Source organism: Ureibacillus galli (genome assembly GCF_014836845.1).
GTDB classification, from domain to species: Bacteria; Bacillota; Bacilli; order Bacillales_A; family Planococcaceae; genus Ureibacillus; species Ureibacillus galli.
Genome location: NZ_JACSQA010000014.1, coordinates 36,391 through 53,448, shown reverse-complemented (window position 1 = coordinate 53,448; position 17,058 = coordinate 36,391). Strand labels below are relative to the sequence as shown.

16 protein-coding genes are annotated in these 17,058 nt (G+C 35.1%); 2 read left to right on the top strand and 14 right to left on the bottom strand.

The features are described 5' to 3' along the window. Nucleotides 1-29: 29 nt before the first annotated feature. The 7 genes from murC to H9636_RS10500 form a co-directional block, all read right to left on the bottom strand. Nucleotides 30-1,346: a UDP-N-acetylmuramate--L-alanine ligase gene (gene murC, locus H9636_RS10530; protein WP_191707568.1), complete on the bottom strand. Its 1,317-nt coding sequence runs from the start codon at nucleotides 1,344-1,346 to the stop codon at nucleotides 30-32. 224 nt (nucleotides 1,347-1,570) lie between these two features. Then, nucleotides 1,571-4,768, bottom strand: coding sequence for a DNA translocase FtsK (locus H9636_RS19050; RefSeq protein WP_225230176.1), 3,198 nt, complete (start codon nucleotides 4,766-4,768; stop codon nucleotides 1,571-1,573). Between the two features lie 291 nt (nucleotides 4,769-5,059). Further along, nucleotides 5,060-5,677, bottom strand: a complete 618-nt coding sequence (gene ytpR / locus H9636_RS10520) for a YtpR family tRNA-binding protein (RefSeq protein ID WP_191707567.1) — start codon at nucleotides 5,675-5,677, stop codon at nucleotides 5,060-5,062. After that, entirely contained in the window at nucleotides 5,674-6,489 is an 816-nt protein-coding gene (locus tag H9636_RS10515) for a DUF1444 domain-containing protein (protein WP_191707566.1), read from the bottom strand. The genes ytpR and H9636_RS10515 overlap by 4 nt, the downstream gene beginning before the upstream one ends. A gap of 192 nt (nucleotides 6,490-6,681) precedes the next feature. Next, complete coding sequence (locus tag H9636_RS10510; protein WP_191707565.1) at nucleotides 6,682-7,203, bottom strand: hypothetical protein; 522 nt, start codon at nucleotides 7,201-7,203, stop codon at nucleotides 6,682-6,684. Between the two features lie 88 nt (nucleotides 7,204-7,291). Further along, complete coding sequence (locus tag H9636_RS10505) at nucleotides 7,292-7,816, bottom strand: DUF84 family protein (protein WP_191707564.1); 525 nt, start codon at nucleotides 7,814-7,816, stop codon at nucleotides 7,292-7,294. 86 nt (nucleotides 7,817-7,902) lie between these two features. After that, entirely contained in the window at nucleotides 7,903-8,979 is a 1,077-nt protein-coding gene (locus tag H9636_RS10500) for a M42 family metallopeptidase (RefSeq protein ID WP_191707563.1), read from the bottom strand. Between the two features lie 231 nt (nucleotides 8,980-9,210). Here H9636_RS10500 and H9636_RS10495 point away from each other — a divergent pair, with 231 nt between their 5' ends. Further along, the gene (locus H9636_RS10495) at nucleotides 9,211-9,525 is read left to right on the top strand and encodes a hypothetical protein (RefSeq protein WP_191707562.1); all 315 of its coding nucleotides are present in this window, start codon (nucleotides 9,211-9,213) and stop codon (nucleotides 9,523-9,525) included. Nucleotides 9,526-9,582: 57 nt separating this feature from the next. On the opposite strand, the gene H9636_RS10490 is transcribed toward H9636_RS10495, so the two are convergent. From H9636_RS10490 to pepV, 6 genes are all read right to left on the bottom strand, one after another. Continuing rightward, the gene (locus H9636_RS10490) at nucleotides 9,583-10,458 is read right to left on the bottom strand and encodes a YtnP family quorum-quenching lactonase (protein ID WP_191707561.1); all 876 of its coding nucleotides are present in this window, start codon (nucleotides 10,456-10,458) and stop codon (nucleotides 9,583-9,585) included. A 78-nt stretch (nucleotides 10,459-10,536) separates the two neighbouring features. After that, nucleotides 10,537-11,187 (bottom strand): tRNA (guanosine(46)-N7)-methyltransferase TrmB, encoded by a 651-nt coding sequence (trmB, locus tag H9636_RS10485; RefSeq protein WP_191707560.1) that lies wholly within the window; start codon nucleotides 11,185-11,187, stop codon nucleotides 10,537-10,539. Between the two features lie 76 nt (nucleotides 11,188-11,263). Next, on the bottom strand, nucleotides 11,264-12,199 hold the full coding sequence (locus tag H9636_RS10480) for a diacylglycerol/lipid kinase family protein (RefSeq protein WP_191707559.1): 936 nt from the start codon (nucleotides 12,197-12,199) through the stop codon (nucleotides 11,264-11,266). Nucleotides 12,200-12,201: 2 nt separating this feature from the next. After that, nucleotides 12,202-13,194 (bottom strand): nuclease-related domain-containing protein, encoded by a 993-nt coding sequence (locus H9636_RS10475; RefSeq protein WP_191707558.1) that lies wholly within the window; start codon nucleotides 13,192-13,194, stop codon nucleotides 12,202-12,204. Nucleotides 13,195-13,297: 103 nt separating this feature from the next. Next, nucleotides 13,298-14,161 carry a D-amino-acid transaminase gene (gene dat / locus H9636_RS10470; RefSeq protein ID WP_191707557.1) on the bottom strand — a complete coding sequence of 288 codons (864 nt, stop codon included), beginning with the start codon at nucleotides 14,159-14,161 and terminating at the stop codon, nucleotides 13,298-13,300. 21 nt (nucleotides 14,162-14,182) lie between these two features. After that, a complete protein-coding gene (gene pepV, locus H9636_RS10465) occupies nucleotides 14,183-15,574 on the bottom strand; it encodes a dipeptidase PepV (RefSeq protein WP_191707556.1) in 1,392 nt (463 codons plus the stop codon). A gap of 317 nt (nucleotides 15,575-15,891) precedes the next feature. Between pepV and H9636_RS10460 the strand changes: the two genes are divergently transcribed. Continuing rightward, nucleotides 15,892-16,113: a DeoR family transcriptional regulator gene (locus tag H9636_RS10460; protein ID WP_121212652.1), complete on the top strand. Its 222-nt coding sequence runs from the start codon at nucleotides 15,892-15,894 to the stop codon at nucleotides 16,111-16,113. A 217-nt stretch (nucleotides 16,114-16,330) separates the two neighbouring features. Here H9636_RS10460 and H9636_RS10455 read toward each other — a convergent pair whose 3' ends face one another. Beyond that, on the bottom strand, nucleotides 16,331-17,056 hold the full coding sequence (locus H9636_RS10455; RefSeq protein ID WP_191707555.1) for a pseudouridine synthase: 726 nt from the start codon (nucleotides 17,054-17,056) through the stop codon (nucleotides 16,331-16,333). Nucleotides 17,057-17,058 lie beyond the last annotated feature (2 nt).

The window sequence follows — 17,058 nt, the reverse complement described above, 5'->3', positions numbered from 1 at the left end:
TTTAGAAAAAACAGCCTAAACATAGGCGTTTAAGCTGTTTCTTCATTGTCTTTCAACACTTCCTCAAAAGCCTCTTGATACTTATGAACATCACCTGCACCCATAAACAAGAAGACAGCATCGTTATGTTCTTTCAACATGTCAATTTGATCTGTTTGAAGGATTTTACTTCCTTCGATTAAAGTTGCCAAATCATTGATCGATAAAGCGCCTTGTTTTTCCCGTGCAGAGCTGAATATATCACATAAATACACAGCATCTGCCTTTGTTAAACTATCGGCAAAATCTTGTAAAAATGCTTCAGTACGGCTAAATGTATGAGGTTGAAAAACAGCAACAATTTGTCGCTCTGGGTATTTCTGACGTGCAGATTGAATCGTCGCATTAATTTCGGTTGGGTGATGTGCATAATCATCTACAAGTACACTATTCCCAATTTTCGTCTCCGTGAAACGTCTTTTTACCCCACCATAAGTATTTAAACGTTCTTGAATAAGTGACGCAGGGATTCCTTCATAATGACATAAAGAAATGACTGCCAACGAATTTAAAACGGTATGGTCGCCAAACATTGGAATGAAAAACTTATGGTAAAATTCGTTTCGCACGTAAACTTCAAAGGATGTACCTTCTGTTGTTTTTTCGATATTTCTTGCTGCAAAATCATTATGGGTACCAAATCCATAAAAGACAACTGGTACATTTGCTTGAATTTTTTGAAGATGTTCATCATCTCCGCAAGCAATAATCGCTTTATTTACTTGTAAAGCTAATTGTTGAAATGCTGCGTTAACGTCTTCTATATCCGAAAAATAATCGGGATGATCAAAATCGATATTCGTCATGACCGCATAATCTGGATGGTACGCTAAAAAGTGACGACGGTATTCACATGCTTCCATCACAAAATAAGAAGCATCTTCCTTCCCTGAACCTGTACCATCACCAATTAAAAAGGATGTTGGCATATAGCCGCCTATCACATGACTCATTAGTCCAGTCGTAGACGTTTTACCGTGCGCTCCTGTAATCGCAATCGAAGTATATTTATTAATATAATCACCTAAAAATTTATGGTAACGAATCACTTCTACCCCTATTTCCCTCGCTCGAATAAGTTCAGGATGCTCATCAGGAAAGGCATTACCAGCAATCACAGTCATCCCTTCTTGAATGTTTTCCGGGTCGAAAGGTAGTATCGTGATATTACGATCTCTTAATGGTTTTTCTGTAAAATAATAAGTTTCATAATCAGATCCTTGTACTTGTTCTCCAGAATCAAACAAAATTTGAGCTAATGAACTCATACCTGAACCTTTAATTCCTGTAAAATGATAAAATGTCATATTGAAAACCTCCCGGGATACATGATCCCAATGAATGAACGTTTGTTATTTAAGTTAGTTTGTGCCAAATTTTAAAAACATACCCCATTATAGCATTAAATTTAATAAAGGATAATTACTTGTTAGCTCATTTTTTCTACTTATTCACTCATTCATGTATATTTTTATTATACCGAAAAAAATGAGAGGGAAATCTCCCTCATTTTTACATATTTGTGTAATTTCTAATCAAACATATTAGCTAGATCAGATTCTGTTATATAAACTTCCCTCGGTTTACTTCCTCTTTGTTCGGAAATAAAACCGTTACTTTCTAACATATCAATTAAGCGAGCTGCCCGATTATAACCAATATGATACTTTCTTTGGATCGATGATGTGGAGGCTGTACCTTGTTCAAAAACAAATCGGCATACCTCTTCAAATAATTCATCTTGTTCTTCCACCATTTCGGATTTTTTTAATAATTCATCTTGTTGGAAGAAATATTCTGGTTCTCCTTGTGAGCGGACATGCTCGATAATTTCCTCGATTTCATCGTCCGTTACAAAGGTACCTTGTAAACGGATTGGAGCACTCATCCCATTTCCTAAATACAACATATCTCCCCTTCCTAGTAAACGTTCCGCACCTTGACTATCTAATATCGTACGAGAGTCAACTTGTGACGAAACGGCAAAGGCAATACGAGTTGGAATGTTGGATTTAATTAAACCAGTAATGACATCAACAGAAGGACGCTGTGTTGCAACGATTAAATGAATTCCACAAGCCCTTGCTTTTTGAGCTATACGACAAATCGCTTCCTCAACATCCGCAGGTGACATCATCATTAAATCTGCTAGTTCATCAATGACGATTAAAATGTAAGGTAATTTATGACCATACTGCCCATTGGATTCTGCAAGTTTATTAAATCTTGTTAAATCTCGGACTCCTGCATGGGCAAACAATTGATAACGTCTTTCCATTTCCTCTACCGCCCATTTCAACGCTGCTGTTGCCGCTTTCACATCGGTAATAACAGGACTTACTAAATGGGGAATGTGATTAAATGGCGCAAGTTCCACCATTTTAGGATCAATTAACATTAGTTTTAAGTCATTTGGATTTGCTTTATATAATAAACTTACTAATATCGAATTAATACAAACCGATTTACCAGATCCAGTAGCACCCGCAATTAGACCATGAGGCATTTTGCGCAAATCAATCGTTAACGGTTTCCCAGTTAAATCTAATCCTAAAGCTGCTTCTAAAGGAGATTCGGAATTTAAAAAGGATTCACTGCTCGTGACTTCAGATAAACGAACTGCTCGAGAAATTCGATTCGGTATTTCAATTCCAATTGAACTTTTCCCTGGAATCGGTGCCTGTATTCGGATATCCTTCGCTGCTAAAGCAAGCTTTAAATCATCTGCTAAATTTCGAATTTTACTTACTTTCGTCCCGTGACCGACCGTTATTTCAAATTGGGTAACAGCTGGACCTTGCATAATCGATTCTACTTGAGCTGTTACTTGGAAATAAGATAATGCTTCGACTAAAACATCTGCTTGAGATTCCAACCATTCCCGATCCTCCGTTTTTTCTTCCGGAGGCGATAAAAATTCTAATGAAGGCTTTACATATAGTTTTGGAAGTATTTTTTCCTCTGTTTCGTTAGATACATCCAAAATTGTTGATTCTTCCTTATCATGGAGAACTTCCATCTCTGCCTCAAGGATTGGTTGTTTGACTTGTTGGGTTGCAGTTGTTTCCAACGCCACTGGATCCTTCTGTTGTATTTCCATCATAGTTTGCCGCTCTTGTAATTCTCCATTAGATGTTTGCCTAGAAAATTCTTTAATATCATCATTATGTTCGTTCTTTTGTTTTTGTGCTAATTTTGCGGCATATTTTTCTTTATCGGATTTCAGCATAAGGACATTAAAAGGCAATGTTTTTCGTTTAATTTCCTTCGTTTCTTCTTGTTCTACATATCTTTCTTGCTCATCTTGTTCAACTTGTTCTTCATATTCTGTATTTACTTCATGTTCAACTAGATGATTTTCTTTTTCGATTGTCTCAAAAGAATGACGTTTAAATTCATGTCCTTGTTCATCCAGCTTGTCCCTTAAAGCAATGTCGACAAGACGTTGAATTTGTTGATGCTCTACTTTTGTTTGTAGTATTTCCTCGACTTCTGCTTCAAACAGCTCTTTGTTTCCATATCCATTTTGAACTTCCTCCTCAATAGGAATTTGAATAGGTAACAATAGAGTGTTTTGTCCCATCCCTTGTTGAAGATCCTTTTGTTGAGTTTGGTTATCTTCTATTTCGCGTTCCTCTTGTTCTACGTCGACCGTCCATGCAGCACCACTTAAAGGAACATGAGGAGTTGATTGAATTTTATCAACCTTTTGATTGGATACAGATTCCCATAGTTGTTCTTCAATTCCATGCCCTTCCGTATTTTCGATTGGCACTTCTAATTCAGTTGTTGAGCCATCCAATACTTCCTCAGCTAATATAGGAAACGCTTCAACTTCGTTATAAAGAGTGTCTTGTAACACGATAGGTTTTTCTTCTAGTTCATCTTCTATTTGTAAAAAATGATTTGTAGAATTTTCTTCCGATTTTTCATTTGATAAATTTTGATTCTTACTTTCTAGCAAAGAAGTCGTATCAACTGTACTTGCCACTTCATCTTTTATTTTTAATACATCTACGTAAATCTTTTCAACTTTACTTTCCTGTTGTGCTACGATTGCACGATTATCTCCCTTTTCTTCTACTTTCTCTTCTACTAGCTCTGTCCTACTTTGTTTTTTTAATAATAAGTCATTAATATTACTCGGTCTCTTAAAACCGTATATAGGGGAAGGTACTTGACTAGGAACAAATTTCCTTTGGGCAACAGGAACATTGACATTTTCTATACTTTTATTATGAGAATACGTTGCCCCTTTCCTATCTTCTTTAATTGTTTCCTTTATTTTAGACGGTTCAACTCGTCGTACTTTGTACGTATCCTTCCGTACATGATTGGAGCTCCTTTTAGTAGAACTTCCTTTGCCATTTTGTCGTTTTTCCAGTAGCTCCCGAATTCCCGAAACTTCCACATCAAACACTTCGGAAATGGCATTTGGTTGGTAGAAATAATTTGACTTCCCATTCACCTGATGAATGTTTGTATGTATCCCTTGTTGTTCATATGGAGTAAAATGTTGATTTGAATGTTTCTTACCGCCCATTTCCTCATCATCGATTAAAGGAAATCGAAAACTTTTTCGATTATTTTGTACATTATCTTCCTCTATTAATTCATCATTCGTTATCGATTTTCGACGTTCATCTTCATAGTATTCCTCTTCATAATATTCTTCATTTTCTATTTCATCATATAGTAATTTATTTAACTGTTTTTTAAACCAATTCAATGTAGACCACTCTTTTCTATTAACATAGCATTTTTTATTATAAAGTAATTATATGTAAGTAGGCATCATTATTTAACCTTTCTATCACATTTGCTATAACTTTTTTAGGTATTTTTTCTATTTATTTTTCATTTGAAGTAGTTTAATAGATAAATAGTATAAATATGCCTTAGTTAGCAAAATCATATCATAATTACATTTCAATAAGATAACAATGTGAAAACATTTCGATGAAAACAAAAAGAACGCCTCTATTAAAGAGACGTCCTTTTAGATAATGGGTTTTTACTATTATAAATTAGAAGGAATTGTAAAAGATGCGCCAACTTCTGCATCCGGTTCTAATACTAAAATTCCTTTAGCAGATGGGGCATTCGGAATTGCTAATTCACGAGCTGAGCAAATCATACCACTTGATGAAACTCCACGTAATTCAGAATGTTTAATCACTAATCCAGATGGCATTACAGCACCTATTTTTGCTACAACGACTTTTTGCCCGGCTTCAACATTTGGTGCGCCACAGACGATTTGTAGCACTTCTTCCCCGACATTCACTTTACAAATACTTAATTTATCTGCATTTGGATGTTTTTCCTTTTCTTCTACATAGCCAATGACAAATTTAGGGGAAAAGTCTACATCTAATGAGATGGAAACATTATTTGCTCTCATTGCCTCTTCTATTTTTTGTACAAGTTCTGGATTTACTTCTACATTTCCTTGTACATTTAAGTCCATATACTTACTTGCATTAAATAAATTGAAAGCTTTTATTTCACCAGTTGCTTTCTCTTTTAAAATAGCAAAGTCTCCTACCTTTTCAACTTCTGTATGAACGATTTTTTCTGTAGCGAGTTGGACTAAAAGTACATCTCCAACAAATTGTTTATTATAAGCGGCGATCATTGTTCATCTTGCTCCTTTTTTACTCTGTTTTTTGCCAATATAAAAATAGGTTCTAATTCTCCTTTTTCATATACGAATGATAAGGAAGTAATTGGGACTGCACCTACGGAAAAGAAGTGCATCGTCATTTGGGCTAATACATCATACCCTACTTCGTTACGAATATCACCAATAATTAAAACATCTTGATGGGGAACGGATAACGTCATATCCCCTTCCACTTTTGATTCCATCTCTTTTAAAAAGGATTCATTTAAAATACGACTTGCATCATAACCATCATTTTCATTTAGGAAGTAAAAAATATTTCCCGCAACCTCATCTTTTTTCGTATTCGTTGGTAACTTTCGCACGGAAAAACGAGCTGCTTCCCTTATTTGATTTGCCGAAACGTTTAATTTCTCTAACATGGATTCATCTATTAAACGGTAAGTAGTTCCTAAATCAAGAGCATAAAAAATACGGGTTTCAGCAGTATGATCTGTTGTGATGAAGGCATGCCCTTCATTGGATTTTAACGGGAAAGAAGTAGAACGAATAACAGGATATACTAACGATAAATCATGAAACCCTTCTGTTTGTTCCTTTTCCATCGCATGAAAAGTATGTTCAATCGTATAGACCACTTCATCAATTGCTTTTTCCTTTATTGTTTGATATTTTGCAATGATTTCCGGAAGAGAAATATCCATCCCCCGATTTAATGATTTATGATTAAGCCGCAACATATCTTTTTCTTTATCAAATTGATATTCAAATTGCTCGGTACCTAAGCGCAATTGCAATTGTTCAACTAACTGTTTTGATTTCATATCCATTCACATCCTTTCTAATTTTACAATACTTGCTTTTCTTTACCATTGCTCGTAGCAAAAATATTTCCATAAAATTTGCAAGTACAAAAATAAACGGTTCACATAAAGTGAACCGTACTTTAAAGTATTACTCTTATTGTAGCAAAACTTTTCATTTTTAGTCGATTAGTTTGTCTGCTTCTTAAAAACTTACTTTTCAATCAACTTCACAGAACGAACGATTGTCATCATATCGACTAATTTCTCATCGATATTTTTATCTTTTGAGATGGTAGACATTTTGACTCCACCACAACTTACAACAAGTTCAAATTGTTCTTCATCATGTTCAATGACTGCTGTAAATCCAAAGGCACCATCAATTTCAACTGTTTCTTCTTTGATGATTTTTCTTGATTTATCGTCTTTTAGTAATTGATAATGTAATTTGCTATCTTCTGTTTCATTTTGATTAACAAAAAGAATGTAACTATCTTGCCCTTTTGTCACAATGAAATTATTTGGATCTTCACTATTTTCAGCCTTGTAACCAGATGGAACATATAATTCGATTCCCTCAAGTTTCGTATTCGGTTCTTGAGGATTTTCTTCAAAAACTGTTTGAGCGCTTGCCACACCAGAATCAATTTGCTCTTCGACGGTTTTACCACAGCCTGTTAAAGCGAACAATAACATAAAACATGCCGCAGCTAGAAGCCATTTACGTTTCATATGTACTCCTCTCTTTCTATTCTATTAATATTAAATGATGAATAGGTCATGATGCAAGAGACTTGTTTTTAGTAATATTTTCATAGACTCATTTGTCATTCTTTGATAAAAACAAATATTGTCCTATTAATAACTTTACAATATGTTCAAACATTTCCGTTCGATCAACAAGTCCTGCTGTAAATATGCCAACAGCTCCTAAAGAAGATCTTATATCTTGCTGTTTCGTATAGTCATCCATAATAGGACCTAATTCTTTACCTGCCCTTAACTGTTCAGCAATTTCTTCAGGCAATAAAAATTGGGCACCGCTGGCTGTAATGACTGTGCCATCTTTTAAAGCCACTGCCCCCCAATTACAGCAGTACATATGGCCTTCTATTTCATGGACACCGCCTTCAAGTCCGAAGTTCAAATCGGCTCCTGAAGCGTGCCATGTATTTAAAGCACGATTAACCGCACCTTGTCTCGTTTCATCACTAGTAAAAGGTTGTTCCGAAACGTTGGAAGGAACAGCAAATTGTTCAAATTCCAAGTTATCAAAATATTTACTGACGATATTTTGAATCGCAGCTGTTTTCGCTTTATTTTTCGTACCGATTGCAATAAACAAGTTTGTCATCTCCTAATGAATACTTTTACTGGACGCTTCACTCAATAAAAAAGATGCCTTATTCGGCACCTTTCTCCTTAGTAATTTTATCCATTGTGGATAATTGTATCCACTGTACTTCTGTCTAACGTACGAACTAATTTCACAAGCAACTCTTTTGCAGCTGCATAATCATCAACATGAATGATGGAAGCTGAAGTATGAATGTAGCGAGAACAAATACCAATAACAGTACTTGGAATTCCTTCATTGGAAATATGTACTTTACCAGCGTCCGTACCACCATTGGAAACAAAATATTGATACGGTATATCATTAGTTTCTGCCGTATCCAAAATAAATTCACGCAATCCACGGTGTGTAACCATCGTTGGGTCATAAATTCGTAGTAACGTTCCTTTGCCTAATTGACCAAATTGGGTTTTGTCTCCCGTTGTATCATTTGCAGCAGAAGCATCAAGGGCGAAGAAAATATCAGGTTTAATCATGTTTGCAGACACTTGTGCCCCGCGCAATCCAACTTCCTCCATTACGTTTGCACCTGAATATAGATTATTCACTACTTTCTCGCCTTTCAATTCTTTTAGCAATTCGATCGCTAAACCACAACCATATCGGTTATCCCAAGCTTTCGCCATAATTTTTTTCGGGTTTGCCATCGGTGTAAATGGACAAATTGGAATAATCGATTGACCTGGTCGAATACCCATTTGTAGGGCATCTTCTTTACTATCTGCTCCTACGTCAATTAACATATCTTTAATTTCCATCGTATGATTTTTATCTGTTCCTCTTAGTAAATGAGGAGGAATCGATGCAATTACACCTGGAATTTCTTGTTCTTTTGCATAAACAGTTACTCTTTGGGCTTGTAACACTTGATTCGACCAACCACCTAGTGGCTGGAATCGAAGCATCCCATTTTCCGTAATATCCTTCACCATAAAAGATACTTCATCCATATGACCAGCAACTAATATTTTGGGTGCATTTTCATCTTCAGCTTTTCTTACGCCAAAAATTCCACCTAGATTATCTTGAATAATTTCATCCGCATACTTTTCTAGTTCCCCACGCATAAACTTTCGAACAGCCGATTCATCGCCAGGGGCTGCAGGTAATTCCGTTAATGTTTTAAATAATTGTAATGTTTCAGTATTCATGAAAGAACACTCCCTATTTTATTTAATTATTCAATCTTATTCTATCATATATATTTCGCAAATCGAATTGTATCGATGAAAAATTTTCATCCTAACTGTCCATATTGAATCTTTTTAAAGCATGGTTCAATTTATTCCGTTCTATCCATAAGGGAATCTATTTATAGGATTGAACAAGACTTCTGTTTTAATTGGTGTTAAAATAAAGAATAGTTTAAAGGAGGATGGCAAATGAAATTAAGGGATTTTTTAATTGGTGTAGCAACAGGTTTAGCTGCATCCATTATTATTAAAGAAACTTCTGAAAGAATTTCGCCTTTTGTACCCGCCAATCAAGTATTAGACAATATAAAAGCCGAATTTAAAAAAGAAAGTCCTATTGATGGTTCTTGGATTTATATGAAAACTGATGATTATCACAATGGAATTATGACAATTCCTGTTTACCGCGGAGGTATTACTAGAGTTACTAATGGTGAGATGGAAACATTTGAATTTGCAGCAGATGCTCGTTCTGGAGTAGTTGTTGAGTTATTAAAAGTATAAATGTCCTTCATAAAAGAAATGGGCTGTTTGATTCAATCATCAAACAGCCCATTTCTTTTATACGTTTGTTTCAAATTGAATACGTGCTTCTTTACTGCGCTTCAATGAGTCCGTCACTTCTTTTCCATCGGCACTCCATTGAATTAATCGAAAATAAGCGTCATGATAGAAAATAAATTTATACCCTTCTGCTAAAGCTTCTTTCATTATTTTCTCTTTAGCAAATACACTTGTCATTGGATAATCGTCATAGGCTAATACCCATAAAGGATTTTGATGGGCATGGGTTGGCATAATGTCCGCCATATGAATTAATGTTTCCCCATTTTGAGTCAACTTAATAATCGCATGTCCATCACTATGTCCACCTGTATGAATCATTTCAATTCCTGGTGCTACCGTCAAAGAATTAGAAAAAGTCTCCACTTGATGTTGAACTGGTTCCCAATTTTCTTTCCAATACGTATTTTTAGATCGAATATTAGGATTACGCATTTCATCCCATTCAATTTCGGTCGTATATATTTTTGCTTTCGGGAATGTAGATACAAGTGTGTCCCCTTCCCAACGAGTTAATCCCCCTGCATGGTCAAAGTGTAGATGTGTCATTAACACATAATCAATATCTTCGGCCGTAAGTCCCATTTGTTCCAAACTTTCTAAAATGGTTGATTCTTCCGTAACACCAAAGTTACGAAGTTGTTTTTCTGTTAACTTATTAAAGCCGACACCACTGTCAATTAAATAATTTTTCCCTTCGTATTGAATTAAGATTGGTTCACAAGCTAATTCAATTTGATTTTTGTCATTGACTGGATATTTTCTTGACCAAAGTGGTTTTGGTACGACTCCAAACATTGCTCCGCCATCTAAAGAAGTGACGCCCCCATTAAGCCATGTTAAGGACATATTGTGAAATTGAAGTTGATCCATCCCTATCTCCCCTTTGTTGTTATATTTATTTAAAAATCCGATTAAACGAGAAATCGAATTGAAAATAAACGATTTACATTATTTCTTCGTTATAAATTGCGATTCTAAACGATAGATTGGCTGACCTTTAGCAGAAAATTTCTCTTCATATTCTGTCATAATGTTGTCTTCCGGCATGTTGGCATGTAAATCTAATGATACATATTTCAATAACATTCCATATTCCGACATACTAACGAGAGAATATTCAAATAAGCCACGATTGTCCGTTTTAAAATGAATTTCCCCGTTATCAACTAAAATAGATTCATATAACTTCAAAAACCCTTCGTGGGTTAAACGACGTTTTGCATGACGCGTTTTCGGCCAAGGATCTGAGAAATTTAAATAAACTCGACTTACATCATCTTTTGCAAAATATTTTGCTAAATCTGCTCCATTTACTTTTAATAATCGTAAATTAGGTGGTGTATTAGCATCTAACACTTTTTCTAGTGCACTTACAATCACACTATCATATAATTCTATGCCGATATAATTAATATTCGGATTGGCTAATGCCATTCCTGTTACAAATTGACCTTTCCCGGTACCTACTTCAATATGCAGTGGGTTTTCGTTTCCAAAAACCGCTTTCCAATTCCCTTTAAACTCTTCAGGGTTTGGTATAATCACTTCTGGATGATTTGTAATAAATTCTTCAGCCCATGGTTTATTTCTTAATCTCACTGATAAATCCTCATTTCTTAGATGTTCCTAATTTCATTTTATTATAGCTTATTTTTCTTCCTATTTCATAAATTCGCTATTTTCTTTTAACCGCCGACCAACTTTTCTGTCGGACAATATATTGAATACGTGAACCTTTTTTTGTTGTTCCTATTATTTCTCCATCGGTATGACAAGGTAATTCATCGTTTATGTACAGTGTAAACTGATCACTATTTTCTTGAATGACTTCTCGCAATCTCGTATGGCTGCCAAAAAATACGGTTATAAACATGAATAATAATTTGATCCGCGATAAATCATAAACGATCGTCAATTCGAATCGCCCATCTTTTGGATCCGATTTCGGTGAGATTTTCATCCCTCCACCGAAATAAGGTTGATTGGATATCGTAGCAAACCATACCTTTTCATATTTTCTTCGAACTCCATTTTGTTCAACTGTTATGGAAAATAATTTAAATGTAAACAAACCGAGCAACACAAAATAAACATAACAAAACTTACCAAGTCCTATTTTATTCAGACGTTTTTTTATAGTCGATTGGTTCGCCTGTTCAGCTACAAAGGCATCAAAACCAATACCTGAATTGTTAACAAAATGAACTTGTTTATCATTATCCCAATTTAATAGTCCGCTATCAAACTTTTCGAAAGATTGTTCATTACTTAAAAATTCATTTACTTGTTGAGCTGATTGAAATGTAAAATATCCCCGTGAGTAATCATTACCAGAACCTGCACCGATTGCTCCAACATAAACATGGTCATAACCAATTACCCCATTTACGACTTCATGGATTGTTCCGTCTCCTCCAATCGCAATAACAAGTATTTTTTTTCCTGATGGTCTAGAGGTGTTCGCAAGTTCCCGGGCGAGGATAATGGCATGTCCACTTTTGTTTGTTTTGTAATAAGAAAAAGATATATTTAGTTCTTTTTTTAACTTTTTCCAGATTTTTTTTCCTTTTCCATTACCAGCATGCTCATTAATAATAAAAAATAATTCCACTTTTATTGCTCCTGTTGTTCAGCTTTCCAAATATCACGTTTAAAAGAAGTCGTTTGCACCGTCTGTAAAATTGCTTGTGCTGCTTGCATTTGCATCCGTTTCATCGGTGAAGAATAGCGGGATAATTGATTTATCCATTGCGGAAATTCTCGTTTATCAATGAATTGGACATTAAAAACAGAACCAGGATAATCAAAATATCCATTTCTTGAAAGGAGCACTTTTCGAATTGGAATGTCAACGTTATTCGTAGCAAATAACTGAGTAATAATGGACTCCATCCGATTTAATTGAATTAATGGATTCAACATTTTTTTCGATGTTTTCCCTACTTTTTTTGTCCAAAAACGATCACTATTCCCAACAAAAACCGCTTGATTTTCTTGTTCTACTAATGTGATACATAAACATTCAGTCGGTGTTAATAGAATGATATCTAATTCAACAGGTGCTTTCTTTACTTTTACAATTGGATAATATAGCACTAAAAAGCTATCAGGTAACCGTTGAAGAATGGTCCGAAGTAATGAATCTCTTAAAAATTTCGGATCTACATAGGATTTTTCCCTTAATGTTGAACTTGCCCATTTAATTTGAAAATGAAAAAACTGATCCATGAACATTTTCTTCAGCTCTTCTATGGAACTCGGTTGATAGACAATTTTTGGTTCAAAAAATAAAGTTGTTTCTTCCTCAGGAATTTCTTCTTCCGGATTCATTAGCTCATTTGAAACATCCACATTTTCTATATTTTCTATTTCCTGTGGCTCTTTTTTCAACTTTAGTTTTTCAAAAAGAGAAAAAGTTTTTTTGCTATGTTGTATGTCTTCATCCGATTCAATATGTTGCCACTCAGGTGTTTCTTCACCTGATTGCCATTGTTGTTTTACACGTTCCCACTGGCTTTTTTTCAAACGAACAAATTGGGTTGGATATCTTGAGAGATCGACTTGATATCTTGAAATGTAATCTTGTAGTTTCACTAATTGAGCCAAAAAAAACACTCCTATTCTTTATATCCCCTTTTTAATTTTACATGAGGAAACGCAAAAAAAATAGTGGATAGGTGATGTCCTACCCACTAGTAAACTTAATCAATTATTTAGATAAATTTAATTGAAATTGTTGAGGAAGTTTTGATTCAAATTGTGCTTGTAATTTGCGCGTCCATTCTCCGATGACTCCATTGTTGATAGCTGATTCTTCCAATTCGATAACTGGAGTAATTTCAGAAGTTGTAGATGACACAAATAATTCATCCATATTCAATGCTTGTTCTTTCGTAAATGGTTCTTCTTTTACCGGAAGGCCAATTTCCTTTGCACAAGTTAAAATCACATTACGCGTAATCCCGTTTAAAATGAAATTATCCGTTGGATGTGTATAAAGAACTCCATCTTTAATACCAAATACGTTTGTGGACGATCCTTCCGTAATGATATTTCCACGGTGTAGAATTGCTTCGTAACACCCTTTTTCATAAGCTTCTTGTTTTGCTAATACTGCACCTAATAAATTTAGTGATTTAATATCACAACGTAACCAACGAATATCTTCTGCAAATACCGCTTTTACTCCTTTTTCCATATTTTCCGTTGAACGAGGAGCCTCTTTCACATTACCTGTCAGTACAGGTAATACGTTGTCCCCTGGGAATTGGTGGATACGTGGAGCAGTACCGCGCGTAATTTGGAAATAAAGATTTCCTGTCTTAATTTCATTCGCTTCCACTAATTGGTGTAATAATTGGTGAAGTTTATCTTTTGTAAACGGAATCGTAATTTTAATTTTTTCTGCGCTTAAATAAAATCGATCGATGTGCTCCGTTGCAGTAAACATTTCACCATCATAAATTTTAATTACTTCATAAACTCCGTCACCGAATTGATAACCTCTATCTTCTTTATCAATTATTACTTCACTTTCATCGACAATTTTGTCATTCCATAATACATAGCCCATTTTTTATCATCCTTTTAATTTTTATTTACCTGCTAACTCAACAATCGTTTCCGCATAAATAGCGGCAGCTTTCACTAAATGATCAATCAACACATATTCATCTGCTTGGTGAGCCACATCTGGTTCACCAGGGAAGAGCATCCCAAAGGCTACCCCTTTTTCCATCGTCCTCGCATACGTACCTCCACCGGTAGATAACGGTTTTGCTTCGTCTCCTGTATATTTTCGGTATACTTTTAACATAGTTTGCACAAGCTCATCTTCTTCCGGTACATAGTGAGGAGTTGAATTTGATGCCACATCTAAAGCAAACCCTAATGCAGATACTTCTTTTGTTGCATCTGTTATTTTTTCTTCAAAAGGATAGCTTACCGAGTAACGCATACTTACTTGAATATGGCCACCCCGTTCATGGTGAAATAATACAACACCAGGATTTAAAGTTGTAGGACCAGACATAGCATCTTCAAAATCTAGTTTAATTTTTGTGCCCTTGTAGTCCTGACCAAACGTATTGACGATGAAAGAAAGAAATTGGTTACTTGCCGGAGTAGTAATATAGTTAATAAGAAATTTTGCAAGTAATACAGCCGCATTTCTACCTTTTTCAGGCTCCATTGCGTGGGCTGATTTTCCTTTAACCGTTATTATATATCGTCCTTCATCTTGAATTAAAGTACCTTCTGTCACATTTTCTTCTAAAAATTGCTGAAATTCTTCTTCCATACCAGAGCTTACATTTTGAATGATCGCTTTTGCATGATCCGGTACCATATTCGAACGTTGTCCGGCCTGGAATGCAACAATTTGTTCATCTGCCGTTACTTGCCCTTTTTGGGAAAAGTTTATCAATGCAATCCCTTTTTCTGCATTAATCAATGGAAAATCTGCGTCTGGTGCAAAGCCAATTGTAGGCATTTGTTCTTTTGTGAAATAATGGGTTACACAGCGGAATCCCGTTTCTTCATCTGTCCCAATAATCATTCGAACACGTTTATTTAGTGAAACACCTGCATCTTTTACCATTTTCATAGCTAACCATGCAGCAATAGTTGGACCTTTATCATCAATAGCACCTCTGCCAAATAATTTCCCGTCGACTACTTTCCCTTTAAAAGGAGGATATGTCCAGGAATCTCCTACTGGCACAACATCCACATGGCATAATATTCCGAGCAAGTCGTCGCCTGATCCCATTTCAATATGGCCAGCCACATTATCTACATTTTTCGTTTGAAACCCTTGTTGTTCACCTTTTGAAAGCATAAATTGTAGAGCCTTTAATGGACCTTGACCAAATGGAGCTTCCTCTGTTGCACTCTCTTCATCAAGAACACTTTCAATTTGAATTAACTGTTGTAATTCTGAAATCAATTCTTCTTTTCTAGATTCCGCTAATTTTAACCAATCCATTTAATCACCTCTATACTTATTACCGATTATTTTACTCTTTCTATTATAAAGTACAAGCCTAATTGTCATATTCCACCGGTGTTTTTCGTATTATCACATTAAAGACTTCGTAAAAATTATAATAATTAACTGAGAATTATGGAAAAATTACTAGTTTACTGATATAATGGCGTTGTCATAGTAAATTACTTGACAAAAAAATATATAAAAAAGGGGATGTCTAAGGCAGAAATTTAATTAGCCAAAGTAGCCTCTACACTTTTGTCGTCCGCTAGTCTTTTCCATGAGAATTAAGATCGAAGGAGTGGTTCATGATTATGAAACCAACTACTGACAGAATGCTTAATCGTATTAAAGACGTGTATATGTTCATCCTTGATAAGGGGACGGTATCTACACAGGATTTAGTCGAAGAGTTCAATATCACTCCTCGCACCATTCAAAGAGATTTGAATGTGTTAGCCTTTAATGATTTGGTCGAAAGTCCAAGTCGGGGTAAATGGACAACGACGAAGAAAAAAGTAAAATTAACATCTTAGATACAATGCAACAAAAAACCTCAATTCTATGAGGAAAGTTTGCTTAAACATACATTAAGCTTAGTGAACAATGTTGCTAGACTTCGTTATATAGATAAAGAAAAAAGAATGACCTGTCGTCGGGGTCATTCTTTTTTTCTATTCATTCGTCTCTATGAATAAGTCTTATCATCATTTGAAGGAATCATTCATAGAACAAGAGAAACTTATTCATCTATCATTGTGTAACTTGAGATGAATTGATTAATGTTACCAATTCATTTTCCGATAACTCCCGATATTCCCCTAGTTTTAATTGTTCATCAAGTTTTAAACTTCCCATCGATAATCGTTTTAAATAGGTTACTTTCTTTCCAACAGATTCAAACATTCTTTTTACTTGATGGAACTTCCCTTCTTGGATTGTTAGTTCAATCTCTGATTTTTCACCAGATGAAAGGATAACAAGTTTCCCAGGTTTTGTTACATAGCCATCATCCAATTCAACTCCTTGTTGAAAGGCTTCGATATCTTCCTCAGTAACAACCCCATCAATTTTCGCATAATAGGTTTTCGGGACATGTTTTTTCGGTGATAGTAAATTATGTGCCAATTGACCATCGTTTGTAATTAAAAGCAATCCTTCCGTATCCTTATCCAATCTTCCTACTGGAAATGGCTTAAAATGACGAGCTAAAGGATCTAATAAATCAATTACCGTTTTTTCAACTATATCTTCAGTAGCTGAAATGACTCCTGGAGGCTTATTCATCATAATATAAATGAATTCAGTGTATTGAACCCGTTCTCCATAAACACTAACGTCCTGACTATCTGGATCCACATGCATCGAAGCATCCTTCACTGTTACCCCATCAACCGTTACAACCTTTTGTTTCAACAGTTGTTTCACTTCTTTTCGAGTACCAAACCCCATATTGGATAATAATTTATCTAATCGCAAAA

Excerpts from the sequence above, each read along its gene's own strand:
- pepV (WP_191707556.1), bottom strand. The coding sequence starts at position 15,574 with ATGGATTGGTTAAAATTAGCGGAATCTAGAAAAGAAGAATTGATTTCA.
- H9636_RS10495 (WP_191707562.1), top strand. The coding sequence starts at position 9,211 with ATGAAATTAAGGGATTTTTTAATTGGTGTAGCAACAGGTTTAGCTGCA.
- H9636_RS10460 (WP_121212652.1), top strand. The coding sequence starts at position 15,892 with ATGAAACCAACTACTGACAGAATGCTTAATCGTATTAAAGACGTGTAT.
- ytpR (WP_191707567.1), bottom strand. The coding sequence starts at position 5,677 with ATGATCGCCGCTTATAATAAACAATTTGTTGGAGATGTACTTTTAGTC.
- murC (WP_191707568.1), bottom strand. The coding sequence starts at position 1,346 with ATGACATTTTATCATTTTACAGGAATTAAAGGTTCAGGTATGAGTTCA.
- H9636_RS10515 (WP_191707566.1), bottom strand. The coding sequence starts at position 6,489 with ATGAAATCAAAACAGTTAGTTGAACAATTGCAATTGCGCTTAGGTACC.
- dat (WP_191707557.1), bottom strand. The coding sequence starts at position 14,161 with ATGGGCTATGTATTATGGAATGACAAAATTGTCGATGAAAGTGAAGTA.
- H9636_RS10490 (WP_191707561.1), bottom strand. The coding sequence starts at position 10,458 with ATGGATCAACTTCAATTTCACAATATGTCCTTAACATGGCTTAATGGG.
- H9636_RS10500 (WP_191707563.1), bottom strand. The coding sequence starts at position 8,979 with ATGAATACTGAAACATTACAATTATTTAAAACATTAACGGAATTACCT.
- H9636_RS10510 (WP_191707565.1), bottom strand. The coding sequence starts at position 7,203 with ATGAAACGTAAATGGCTTCTAGCTGCGGCATGTTTTATGTTATTGTTC.